General features: G+C 61.4%; 9 protein-coding genes. 5 read left to right on the top strand and 4 right to left on the bottom strand.

Features of this window, described 5'->3' with window-relative positions; genetic code table 11:
* Window positions 1-249: 249 nt before the first annotated feature.
* Window positions 250-1,740, bottom strand: coding sequence for a class I adenylate-forming enzyme family protein (locus AC5Y6X_RS23150; RefSeq protein ID WP_499989677.1), 1,491 nt, complete (start codon window positions 1,738-1,740; stop codon window positions 250-252).
* Between the two features lie 397 nt (window positions 1,741-2,137).
* Between AC5Y6X_RS23150 and AC5Y6X_RS23145 the strand changes: the two genes are divergently transcribed.
* Together AC5Y6X_RS23145 and AC5Y6X_RS23140 are read left to right on the top strand one after the other, a co-directional pair.
* Complete coding sequence (locus AC5Y6X_RS23145; protein WP_499989484.1) at window positions 2,138-3,325, top strand: thiolase family protein; 1,188 nt, start codon at window positions 2,138-2,140, stop codon at window positions 3,323-3,325.
* A gap of 92 nt (window positions 3,326-3,417) precedes the next feature.
* Complete coding sequence (locus AC5Y6X_RS23140) at window positions 3,418-3,612, top strand: ferredoxin (RefSeq protein ID WP_499989483.1); 195 nt, start codon at window positions 3,418-3,420, stop codon at window positions 3,610-3,612.
* A 499-nt stretch (window positions 3,613-4,111) separates the two neighbouring features.
* Here the strand turns inward: AC5Y6X_RS23140 and AC5Y6X_RS23135 are convergent, their stop codons facing one another.
* From AC5Y6X_RS23135 to AC5Y6X_RS23125, 3 genes are all read right to left on the bottom strand, one after another.
* The gene (locus AC5Y6X_RS23135; RefSeq protein ID WP_499989482.1) at window positions 4,112-5,293 is read right to left on the bottom strand and encodes a cytochrome P450; all 1,182 of its coding nucleotides are present in this window, start codon (window positions 5,291-5,293) and stop codon (window positions 4,112-4,114) included.
* A gap of 189 nt (window positions 5,294-5,482) precedes the next feature.
* Window positions 5,483-6,283, bottom strand: coding sequence for an enoyl-CoA hydratase-related protein (locus tag AC5Y6X_RS23130; protein ID WP_499989481.1), 801 nt, complete (start codon window positions 6,281-6,283; stop codon window positions 5,483-5,485).
* Entirely contained in the window at window positions 6,280-7,119 is an 840-nt protein-coding gene (locus AC5Y6X_RS23125; RefSeq protein WP_499989480.1) for a TIGR03084 family metal-binding protein, read from the bottom strand. The genes AC5Y6X_RS23130 and AC5Y6X_RS23125 overlap by 4 nt, the downstream gene beginning before the upstream one ends.
* 123 nt (window positions 7,120-7,242) lie before the next feature.
* Between AC5Y6X_RS23125 and AC5Y6X_RS23120 the strand changes: the two genes are divergently transcribed.
* The 3 genes from AC5Y6X_RS23120 to AC5Y6X_RS23110 are packed head-to-tail and all read left to right on the top strand — an operon-like array spanning window position 7,243 to window position 12,611.
* On the top strand, window positions 7,243-8,775 hold the full coding sequence (locus AC5Y6X_RS23120) for an acyl-CoA carboxylase subunit beta (protein ID WP_499989676.1): 1,533 nt from the start codon (window positions 7,243-7,245) through the stop codon (window positions 8,773-8,775).
* 9 nt (window positions 8,776-8,784) lie between these two features.
* Entirely contained in the window at window positions 8,785-10,770 is a 1,986-nt protein-coding gene (locus AC5Y6X_RS23115; protein WP_499989479.1) for an ATP-binding protein, read from the top strand.
* Entirely contained in the window at window positions 10,767-12,611 is a 1,845-nt protein-coding gene (locus AC5Y6X_RS23110) for an acyclic terpene utilization AtuA family protein (protein ID WP_499989478.1), read from the top strand. The genes AC5Y6X_RS23115 and AC5Y6X_RS23110 overlap by 4 nt, the downstream gene beginning before the upstream one ends.
* The last annotated feature ends 46 nt before the right edge of the window (window positions 12,612-12,657 follow it).

Below are 12,657 nucleotides of genomic sequence, written 5' to 3'. Positions count from 1 at the left end.
TCAGCAACCGCAACAGCGATCTTCGGATCAATCATCCGGTGACAGGCCGGGACCCTGTGGTGGCAAGCGGCGGATCTCAAGTGGTATCCACCCGAGCTTCACCCCGACGACAAAGTACCGCCGCCGCCTCCGTCCGTTCCATCCAGGCAGCCACCCGCGACGCCGAAGAGTCCGTCATGTTGACGGCGTAGTGCGGGCACAGCGACGTCATGTCGACGGGTGCCGATTTTGATCACGTTCGGCTCCGCGTCATTTCGGGGCTGTCAGTTCGGCGACCAGTTCGCGGCGCAGCACCTTACCGGTCGCGTTGGTCGGCAGGTCTCCGCGGAATACCACTCTGTCGGGGGTGCGCGATCCGCGCAGGTGGGCGCGCACGTGGGCGCGCAGTTCTTCGGGATTGGGGGTATTTTCGCCGTCGGGTACTACGACGGCGACGATGATCTGGCCCCATTGCGGGTCTTCAAGTCCGACCACGGCGCAATCGCGCACGGCGGGGTGCTCGACGAGGACGTCTTCGATTTCGGCGGGGGCGATGTTTTCCCCGCCCTTGATGATGGTGTCGTCGGAGCGACCGCCGATAAACAGGTAGCCCTCGTCGTCGAGCATCGCGACATCTTTTGTGGGAAACCAGCCCTCGGCGTCGAGGACGGACCCGATTTCGGCGTAGCGCCCGGAGACCTGATCGCCGCGGACGAACAGTTGGCCGGTCTGTCCGGGGCCCAGCACGGTGCCATCCTCGCCGCGGATCTGCACCTCGATGCCGGGAACAGGTTGACCGACCGACCCCAGTCTGCGCAGCACCGCATCATCGTTTGAGGCCAGCGCGGCGCGATGGTCCTCGGGCCCGAGGATGGCGATCGTCGAGCTGGTCTCTGTAAGGCCGTAGGCGTTGACAAAGCCAACCTCAGGCAGCAGCGACAATGCCCTGCGCACCAGCGGAAGTGGCACCTTGGAGCCGCCGTAGGCCAGGCTGCGCAGGGTGGGTAGCGAGACGGTGTCAGCTTCGAGAGCGGTGACGATGCGGTCGAGCATCGTCGGGACGACAGTGGCTGAGGTGACGCCTTCGTTGCGCACCAGCCGAGCCCACTCGGCGGCGTCAAACTGCGGCAGATACACCATCTTTCGGCCGGCATACAGATTCGAAAGTGCCGCACTTACTCCGGCGATGTGATAGGGCGGCACGCAGATCAGCGCGGCGTCGCCGGGTTCGGCGCCATCGAACTCGACGGTTCGGGTGATGTAGCTGGTCAGGTTGTTGTGGGTCAGCTCAACGGCTTTGGGCCGCGACGTGGTGCCGGAGGTGAACAGCACCACCCCGACATCCTCCGGATCGGGGAACTCTGCGGAGTGCTCTGCGGTGCGTGCGGCGGCGACGAACTCATCAGAGCTGATCAATTGCCTGCCCGCCCCGGCGACGACATCGAGATATTCGGTATCGGCGATTACCAACGGCGCCGGGAGTCGATCGATGAGCTCGCGCAACCCGTCGGCGGACAGTCGGTAGTTCAGTGGGGTGACCGCCACGCCGGCGCGCGCCGAGGAGAACAGCAGCAAGGGCAACATCGCTCCGCCCATACCGACGTAGGCGACATGCGACGCCCCCAGCGCGGCGATTACGCCCGCACCGCCGTCAGCCAGCTCACTCAGTTGCGCCGTGCTCAGCCGCATCTCCCCGGAGACCACCGCGGTCCGATCCGGGTTCTTGGACGCTGCCATCTCCAGCAGCAACGAAATACTCACGGTGTCAGTCCAATTACTAGGGCTTCTTAGGGATGTACATCGCGCCCGGCGCGGCGGCGGGTGAGTGAGCGGGATGCAGCGCAGTTGACGTTGCCGAAGTAACGCACGGGAGTTGAACTCCTGTGGCGTCGGGTGAGCCAGGCAGGCGACGATCTGGAACATCGCGCGATCATTCAGAAATCCTCTCTTCCCAGACCGACCGCAGACCCCGACAACCATGTCGTTTAGGCCACTATTAAGCCACCTTCGGTTGTTGGCTCCAGGGGCAAGTGCAGCTGCTGCTCTTGATAAATTTACATGCAGCAGTATTAGTATCATATATAGCTGGGAGCATGCCGCAATGCGCCGGCTGAGCTGATAGGCAAACCGCCATCGAAGACTGCAACTCGGAGGATGCATGACATCGAAAACGCCTTTGGCCACGATCGTGGCGGTGGCCCGCACGGCGATTGGTACGTCCCGTAAGGGCACGTTGGTCAACGTGGACGCAGCGGACATGGCCAAGCCGGTGGTTTCGGCCGCGATCGAACGCTCGGGCCTTGCTCCGGAAGAATTCAGCGATCTACTTCTGGGTGAGGTAATGCAGGGTGGAGGCGATATAGCTCGCTATGTCACAGCCGATCTTGGCTTGACGTCGTTGCCTGGCGTGGCTTTGAACCGACAATGCGCCAGCAGTTTGACGGCGGTTGCGCTCGGCGCCGGACAGGTCGCTGCAGGAATGAGCCGCGCAGTGTTGGCGGGTGGAACCGAGTCTGCCTCCACGGTGCCGATTTGTCGTAAACGTAAGCCTTTCGCACTCGGTGCGGACCTTGCTGACTACGAGGATCCCTGGTTCTCATTTTCGCACCCACCCACCGAAGATGCGCCCGCCATGGACATGTCGATAACCGTGGGGCACAACAGTGCTCGACAGTTCAACATATCTCGTCTCGATCAAGATGAGTGGGCATTGCGCAGCCATCAACGAGCCATCAAGGCGATCGATGCCGGCTCGTTCGTTGGGGAGATTGTTCCCATCGACGTACCGCAGCCTGACGGCACGACGAGACGCTTCCAGGTTGACGAGCACCCCCGTCGAGATAGCACCCTGGAGGTCCTTTCCGGCCTGAAAGTGCTGCATCCTGAAATCGAAGGCTTCTCCGTGACGGCCGGCAACTCTTCGGGTGTGAACGATGCGGCCGCAGTAGTCGCGCTAGCGGCACCGGGCGTAGGTCAACCGATGGCAAATGTCCTGTCTTGGGCGTGGGCCGGCGTTTCGCCGGAAGAGACCGGCGCGGGTCCGATCAAAGCCATCCCGAAGGCCCTAGAGCTGGCGAACCGCACCATCAAGGACGTAGCACTCTTCGAGATCAATGAGGCCTTCGCGGCACAAGTCATCGCGTGCTCGCGCGCACTGGATCTCGACGAGGAAAGGGTCAATGTGTACGGGTCTGGAATAAGCCTCGGTCATCCAATCGCCGCGACGGGGGCGCGGATGGTCACATCAGCCGTCCATGAGTTGCGGCGCCGCGGTGGTGGGATCGGTGTGTTGTCGATGTGTGCCGGAGGAGGGATGGGGGCCGCACTAGTTATCGACGTCGCCTGAGCGCGATCTGATGGCAACCGGCTGGGCAGACATGTCGACTTCTCGAGCGTCTGCCACAGCGCAAAATCAAAATAAACTGAGAGGACTGCGTCGTGAAAGTATCTTTGGACGTTGACCGCTGCGTCGGACACGCGCAGTGCCACGCGACTGCACCGGAAGTTTTCCCTATAGATGATGACTCTGGATTTTGCACCCTCAAACCGCATGTCGTCAGTCCAGAGTTGGAGCAGGAGGCGCGAGACGGCGTGCGGGCCTGCCCGGAAAATGCGCTCATCCTGGAGGAATGAGAAGAGACACTCCGATCTGTTGGAAGGGTCACTCGGCAGCCTGTATCTGTCGAATGCAAATTTGGACCGGATCGCACGCTGTTCGAATGGGAAAGGAGTATGTAGGCTGTGTCAACGAAGTTGGAAGTCTACGAACGTATTTGAGAGATCATCGATCGTCTTGAGCGGCCGGTGTGCGCGGGATACCGCTCATCACCGGCGACAACTTCAGTACGATCTGGTTCCCCGAACAGCTCGAACTCGCGGACAACGGACTACCTTGCTGGCACAACCCTACTGTTGCGTACGTAGATGCCGTCAATCGCTGACTAGCTGACAGCCACGGATGATCGAGCAGCAGCGATAGAGCATTTGTCAACGCCGCATTCGGAGTACGCCCACCACACGGGACAACTCAGCATCGATACCTTTTCCGGAACCGTCGGCGGCACATAGCGGTCAACATTTGCGGGGCCCGGGATCCCTGATCGACCACCGCGATCTACAGTCCCTCCATGCTTCAGGTCCAACGCAGCGGGAGAGACGTGAGTGCGAATGTCCCGGCGGGATATCGAATCTGGGGTGTGTATCCTGGCTCTACTTCAAAATCTGGGATGCGCTTGAGCCATTCGTCGACCAAGAATCCTAGTTCCAGCCTTGCCAGGTGCGATCCCAAGCACCGGTGTGGTCCGCCGCCGTATCCCCAATGCCGCTGAACCTTGCCGTCCATCACAAGATGATTGCTCGATAGCTCGTCTTCGCCGTCACAATTCACGGCTCCGACACACAACATCACCGGGGTGTCCGGGGGCAGCGTGACGCCAGCAAGAGTGACGGATTGAGTGGTCATTCTCGGAATAGTCGGCGCTGGTGGTTCCAAACGCACGATCTCCTCAACGAACACCCTGATCTTGTCCGGATTGGCTCGAAGATCCTGTCGCAGTTGTGGATTGCGTGCAAGCTCGAGCAAGCTGAATCCGATCGCTGACGTGACAGTGTCGAGGCCGGCGAGCACGATGAGGTAGCTCAAGCCGAGCATCTCCGTGTCATCGAGTGGGTCATCGCTCGTCAACAGTTGCGAGAGAATGTCCGCTCTCGGGTTGGCTCGGCGCTCATTGATGGCCTCAGCCAGATAGCCGAACAACTCCATCGCCGGGGTGAGATCCTTGCCCTCGAGCGTCGGTGTCTTCCCGAGTTCGAGCACCGCGTCCTTCCATCGGACCAGTCGATCGCGGTCAGCTAACGGCAGACCGTAAAGGGTTAAGAAAACCTGCGATGGAAACGGAATCGCCACGTCATTCATGGCCTCACACTGGCCCTTGGTGGCAACGTCATCGACGAGTTCGATGACTTGTGTGCGCAGAGCCTCATTGAGCGGTTTCAGCGACCCAGGACTGAAGAAGGGCTGCAGCACTTTTCTGTATCTGGTGTGCTCCGGGGGATCGAAGGCGCTGGGAACGACCGGTATCGGGCTACCTAGTGTGTCGAACGCCTTCTTTGAGGAGAACACCTCGGGTGTCCGCAGCGCGTCCACGACGTGTTCGCGGCGCGTGAGGTGATACCAGCCGTCCATGAGCACCACCGGCCCCAACTGCCGCAGCGCATCCCAGCCGAGTTGTCGGTCGGTAGCCATCGGCAAGGTGGTCGAATCGACGATGGGGACACCGGGAATGTTGCTGGCGTTATCTGTGCTCGTTGCCATTGAGCGGATCACCTCCGAGGTCGGCGCTATCACAGATGTGAAGCGAAAAGTGCCCTGCGGGCTCGGTGCAGATGGTGTGAACGCGGGCCGGCGGTCGAGCCCGCATGGCGATTTGAGGATACTATACGAACGCCGGAGAGACATAGGTCACTCTGGCACGCTGAGCCACTGCGGCAGCACAGGCCACATCTAGACCGTGCCGTCGATTCGATTGGTATCAGCCCAGGCGGGGGAGCGCCGCTCGCGCCAGGCGGCGATCCCTTCGCGCGCCTCCTCGGCTGCGAAAAGCATGCCTGACAGCGCGTTCATCTCGTATAGCGCCTCGTCGTAAACAGTCGTCGGAACAGTGAGCAGGAGCCGCATCGTTGCTCCAACAGCGCTTGGTGCTCCTAGTGCTATCTCTCGAACGTAGCCGTCCACCACACCGGCGACCTCATCGTCGGCAACGGCGTCGTCGACTAGGCCGATCGCTTCTGCCTCTGCCGCATCGAACGGGCGGCCAGTGAGAAAAAGCTTGCGTGCTGAGTGCGGAACGACGCGCTGCAGAACCGGCACCGCGATGACCGCCGGCGCTACTCCGAGCCGCACTTCCGTGAAGGCGAATGTAGCGCTCCGCGGGGCGACGACAATGTGACAGGCAGCCATCAGACCGATGCCGCCTGCACGGGCGGACCCGTTGAGGCGGCAGATCACGGGTTTGTCCGAGGAGCGAATGCGCTTCAATATCGTAGAGAACAGATCGCTTCCCTGATTTCCTTGGCTTCGCTCCTTGAGGTCTGCTCCCGAACAGAAGATGGTTCCGGCGGCAGTCAGCTCGACGGTCCGCAGGGTTGGGTTAGATAGTGCATCTCTCAGCGCGATGTCCAGTTCTGTGAGCAACTGTGCTGAAAGCGCATTGCGATTGTGCGGCGAATCCAAGACCACGCGCATGTGGCGTTCAGTTCGCTCGATCTTGACGTACGACGATGCGGTTTGGTCGGATAGCGTCATCCTGGTGCTCCTGAGGTCGAGGTCCAGTTGGCGGAGTGATCGTTGTCGTTAACAAACTGGCCGGGCTTTCGACCCTCGCCTGGCGCTCCGGCGTATGCCTGTGCGATGGCGAGCCATTCAATGGCCGTGTCACCCGAGGCCACGAGCGCGGTATCGGCGAAATGACGGCGTCGTGTCACAACTAAACAGAAGTCGAGCGCCGAACCCGAGACGGTGTCCCGGGCCTTCTCGTCGCCATAGAACCAGCTGGCGCCGTCGGGTGCCGAAAGGGTGATGGCTATGGGGGCCTCGGGTATATCCCGTTTGTTGACGAGGTAGCTGAAGTGTCGTGTTGCGACGCCGATGCGACATATGTGACGCAGCCGATCGCTCGCGCTCGGAGCTAGGCGCAGCGCGTCACGAATGTCCTGGCCGTGTGCCCATGTCTCCATAAGCCGCGCGGTCAACATGCTCGCCACACCCATATCGGGCCCGTACCAAGGGATGCGGGCACGCGGTGGAAGAGTCCGTAGCTGCTTGACCAGCTTCTCGCGTTGAGCGAGGAGCTCGGTGATTGCCTCGGCGGGGGGCGTCGCCCGCCGGCCAGTCACCGCCCTGTCGAGTCGACCGGGGTCTGCGAGGTCGGCGCTGCGCATATGGGCGAACGCGCTGGTATCGGCGGCGGCTAGGCACGCCCGGCTTTCGGTGACGAGTAGATGGGTGACCAGGTCGCCAATCGTCCATCCCGGCGCCGGCGTGAGGGTGTCCCACTGCTTGCGTGTCAGCGGACCGATCACACTGACCAGCTCATCTGTCTCTGCATTGAGGTCGCCGACCAGTGAATCAATGACGTCCATATGCATTCCTCCCAACGGGCATTCAGTATACTATTCGAGGACCGCTGGAAAGGTGTGATCGTGACAGCTGCAATCAACGGGTCGACCCGGGCCGACCTCTCGCCCGACGCTCGCCGCGATTTCATGCAGGGCCTTCTCGACGAGGTTGCGGCTTTGCAGCGCACCCTGCTCAGTGGTGGCGGCGAGAAGTATGTCGCGCGGCATCGGCAGCGTGGCAAGCTGATGGTGCGGGAGCGCATTGCGCTGCTGTTGGACAACGGGTCTCCATTTCTGGAACTTTCGCCTCTCGCCGGAGCCCAGACCACCGATCCTCTCGGGGCTGGGCTGGTGACCGGCATTGGCATTGTTTCGGGCACGGAATGTCTGTTGATGGCGAATGATCCCACTGTGCGCGGCGGCACGCTGAATCCATCAGCCATCAACAAGCTGTTGCGCGCGTACGAGATTGCGCTATCCAACCGGCTTCCACTCGTCAATATCGTCGAGTCGGGCGGTGCCGACCTGCCTCATCAGGCCACAACCTTCAACCGCGGCGGTACCCAGTTCCGGCACCTTGCGGAGCTGTCGGCCGCCGGGATCCCCACCATCGCGATAGTGACAGGCCCTTCTACAGCAGGGGGAGCCTACGTTCCAGGGATGAGCGAATACACCGTATTCGTCGCCGGTGAAGCCCGTGTCTACCTTGGAGGGCCGCCCCTGGTGAAAATGGCCATCGACGAAGATGCCGACGAAGAGGATCTCGGCGGTGCCGAGATGCACGCCAGAATCTCAGGATTGGCCGACGCGCTGGTGGCCGACGAAGCCGAAGCGGCAACAAAGGTGCGCTCGATAGTTCGTAATCTGAACTGGCGGAAGCAGGGTCCGCGTCCGACCGGCAAAGCAAGACCTCCAACGGTCGATCCAGAAGCGTTGATGTCGATCGTCACCCCCGACCTGCGCGCACCGTTCGACATACGGGATGTCATCGTGGCCATCGTCGACGGCTCGGAATTAGACGAATTCAAGCCGCTCTATGGCTCGATGCTCGTCGCGGGATTCGCAGAACTGCACGGATATCCAGTCGGCATCTTGGCGAACAACGGCATACTCTTCTCGCCAGACGCCCGGAAGGCGGCGCAGTTCGTACAATTGTGCAACCGCCGAGATCTGCCGATTCTATTCCTGCACAACATAAACGGCTTCATGGTGGGAACGGAGTACGAACGCGGCGGCATCATCAAAGACGGCGCGGCCTTAATCAACGTCATCTCGACCTCCACTGTGCCGCACCTTGTCTTGATGGTGGGCGCTAGTTACGGAGCTGGCAACTACGCGATGTCCGGCCGTGGGTACCGGCCGCGGTTCGTCTTCTCCTGGCCTAGCCACCGGATCGCGGTGATGGGAGGTAAGCAGCTTGCCGGCGTCATGTCGATCGTGCAACGTCGATCGGCTCAGGCAATGGGAAGGCCGTACTCAGAAGACGACGAATCAGCGCTAAAACAACGTATCGAGGATCAGATCGACCGCGAATCGACTGCCCTCTACGCGACCGGGCAGGTTTGGGATGACGGCATCATTGACCCCCGCGATTCGCGGACTGTTCTCGGACTTGCTTTGTCGGCGTGCGCGAATGCCCCATTCAAGGGCACTCGATCTTTTGGTGTCTTCCGGCTCTGAAAGGTGACAATGACGATTCGCAAGCCCCAATTATCCACACTCTTAATCGCCAACCGCGGCGAAATCGCTCGGCGGATCATTCGCACGGCCAAGTCGATGGGCATCGTTCCAGTTGCGGTATACGCCGAGTCGGATGCTCACGCACACTTTGTTCGAGAAGCGATCCGTGCCGTGCCCCTTCAGGGGACGACGTCGGCTGAGACGTACCTCGACATGGAGAAGTTGCTCGCCGCAGCGCAACGTGTCGAGGCGGATGCCGTCCATCCGGGATATGGGTTTCTGGCGGAGAACGCTGCGCTGGCTCGCGCCTGTGAGAAAGCAGGAATCCTGTTCATTGGCCCCAGTGCCGACAACATCGAAGCAATGGCCAACAAGATCGCAGCCAAGCAAATCGCCGAGCGCGCAGGGGTGCCCGTACTTCCGACAGGGGAGCTAACCGGTCCGGATGATCCCCTGATGGAGCGGCGGGCCGACTCAGTCGGCTACCCGCTGCTCGTGAAGGCGGTGGCAGGTGGTGGTGGCAAGGGCATGAGGCAGGTGACCCGTCGCGAAGACTTGGCATCCGCCTGCGCCGGCGCTGCCCGCGAAGCTGAAGCGGCCTTCGGCGACGGTTCGCTGTTCCTTGAGCATTACGTAGCGGGCGGCCGGCACGTCGAAGTGCAGATTCTGGCTGACAGTCATGGGGGCGTGCTCCACTTGCTTGACCGGGACTGCTCGATACAGCGACGCCACCAGAAGGTGATCGAGGAGGCGCCAGCCGTCGACATCGGCCGTGAAGTGCGCGACAGACTCCATGACAGCGCGGTCGCGCTTGCGCGCTCGATCGGATACCTGGGAGCGGGGACGGTCGAGTTCCTCGTCGACGGTGACAACGCGTACTTCCTTGAGATGAATACGCGGCTACAGGTCGAGCATCCGGTCACTGAGGAAGTACTGGGACTCGATATCGTTCGCTACCAGCTCGAAATCGCACGTGGTGAAGCCCTGCCTGCGCAACTCCGTGACATCGCTGCTGTCGGCCATGCTGTCGAAGCGAGGGTATGTGCTGAGCAACCTGGCAACCATTGGCTCCCGTCGATCGGTCGCATCACGGCGTACCGCGAGCCACAAGGTGATGGCATTCGGATCGAGAGCGCGGTGGGCGCCGGCGATGAGATCACCCCGAACTTCGACTCGATGATCGCCAAGGTAATCGCTCACGGCAAGGACCGCCCCGAGGCTTTCGCACGGCTGTCGGGCGCACTGCAGGGGTTGGTCATCGACGGCATTGAGACCAACATCGAACTCCTGAAAGCGATATGCCGGAATGAGGAGATTCTGCAGACCCCTCAGCCAACAACATGGCTTGAACAGCGCGCAGACCTCATGTCAGTGGCACCACCCGATCACATATCAGAAGCGCACTCGGTGCTCGCCGCCCTGGCGTACGCGGTCGGTGTAAAACGCGCCAGTGGCCTGCTTGCCGAGGTGCCAGTGGGATGGCGAAACGTATACGGCGTCGGTCAGGCATCCCGTTGGTCGTGCGGTTCCAATGAGTACAGCATCGAGGTGACTGCCGTCGACCGAGAACGCAATCAAGTGACGGTGGATAATCGGCTGGTTGACATTCGTGTCCGTGCGATCGGTGACAGCAGCGTCGATGCCGAGATCGATGGTCTTCGGTATCAAACCGAAATGCTTTGGAACGGTGACGAAGTCAGGGTCGTAGGTCACGAATGGCAGACGCGACACCGACGTGTGGCTCCGCGTGGATCGGGCGCAGGGCAATCAGCCTCAGGAAGTTGCGTCGCGGCGCTGCCCGGTACGGTCGTACGCGTCGACGTAACTCCTGGCGCGCAGGTAGTCGCGGGCGACTCGTTGTGTGTGTTGGAGTCGATGAAGATGGAACACGTAATCCGCGCTCCTGCAGATGGCGTGATCACCAAAGTTAATGTCGCCATTGGTGCTTCAGTCTCAGTCGGCCAGTCGTTGTTCGTCGTACAGGAGGATGAGTGAGTAGCGGTCCGAACAGAGCCCGCCCGATCCGGATCGCCAATTGCAGCGGCTTCTATGGTGATCGACTCTCCGCCGCGCGTGAGATGGTCGACGGAGGCTCGATCGATGTACTGACTGGCGACTGGCTGGCTGAGCTGACGATGGCCATTCTTGCGAAGGACCGACAGCGACGGCCTGACGGTGGTTGGGCACGTACATTCTTGACGCAGATCGACGATGTAATGGATTCTGTCGCTCATCGGGGACTCAAGGTCGTTAGCAACGCGGGTGGACTGAACCCCCGAGGCTGCGCCGACGCGGTCAAGGCGGCCGCGGCAGCTCGCGGCTTCGAGGTCAGGGTGGCCGTCGTGCATGGCGACGATCTGGTACCTCATTACCGCGAACTACGTAGCGCAGGAGAAACATTCGCGCACGTGTGCTCGGGAGCACCCTATCCCGACCAGCGTCCGGACCCCGAAACGGCCAACGCCTACCTCGGCGGGTGGGGCGTCGCGGCGGCACTGCGCGGCGGAGCTGACATTGTCATCACGGGTCGGATCACCGACGCCTCACTTGTTGTCGGGCCGGCCGCGTGGTGGTGGGACTGGGGCACAGGGGAATGGGATTGCCTAGCAGGCGCCGTTGCCGCAGGACACGTCATCGAGTGCGGAACGCAGGCCACTGGAGGGAATTTCGCTTTCTTTCAGGAGGTGCCCGGCATCGAAGCCCTCGGATTTCCCATTGCCGAAGTGGCGAAGGACGGTTCGAGCGTCATCACCAAGCATCCCGATTCAGGGGGCACCGTTACCGTCGAAACCGTGACGGCGCAGCTTCTCTATGAAGTAGATGGACCGCGGTACGCCGGACCAGATGTCACCATGCGGCTGGACTCGCTACAGCTCGAATCGGTCGGCCCCGATCGTGTGCGCATCTCCGGGGCCGCTGGGGAACCACCTCCGGACAAACTCAAGGTGTCAATGACGTCGCAGGGTGGCTGGCAGAATTCGACGACCTTTGTGCTCACTGGCCTCGACATAGAGGACAAAGTCGATGCATGTTTGAACGCCTTGTGGGACCGACTTCCCGGGGGTCTGGACTACTTCGACCTCGTGGCGGTCGACCTCATCGGTGGCGCAGGAAGTGTCGATGGTGCCGCTGACGGCGTGCCGCTGGCGTTGTTGAAGGTAACGGTCCAAGACGAGGATGAGCGGAAGGTCGGCCGAGCGTTTTCCAGCGCAGCGGTCGAAACAGGCCTGGCAAGTTATCCAGGGCTGTACTTCGCAGGTCCGCCCGCGTCGGCCAAGGCGTTTCAACGCTACTGGCCCGGCACCGTGCTCGCAGAAAAGGTCACACAAACGGTCGAACTCGACGGCAACCTCATCATGGCTGAGTGCCCACCAGTGCGTTACCCTGCGCTATTTCGGCAGCCGTCAACGAGTGTGCAATCGTTTGCTGGCCGCGACGACGACGGCAACTGTATCGAGATGCCCTTCGGCAGATTGTTCGGCGCGCGGTCCGGTGATAAGGGCGGCGATTTCAACGTGGGTGTATGGGCTCGAACGCCGGCATCATATGCGTGGCTGAGTAACGCATATGGCGCTGATCGCTTCGCCGCGGCGATGCGTCTACCGGAGAAGAGCGTCATCGACACGTATGTGCTGCCGAACCTCTTAGCCGTGAACTTCGTTGTTCGGGGCGGCCTCGGCGAAGGCGTAGCCTCAACGACCCAAATCGACAGCCAAGCCAAGTCGGCCGGCGAAGCATTGCGCGCCACTCGAGTGCTCGTGCCTGCATCTCTGACGCCACCCACCACGCAACCCACCGTTGCGTCCGGCGAGCCGAATCTGCTGAGTGACGGATGACGCGAACACATCCTAATGGTGTACTCTTTCTTCCATCCGGGATCTG

It is taken from the genome of Mycobacterium sp. NGS26, from assembly GCF_059813025.1.
This window is presented reverse-complemented; position numbering and strand designations above follow the sequence as displayed.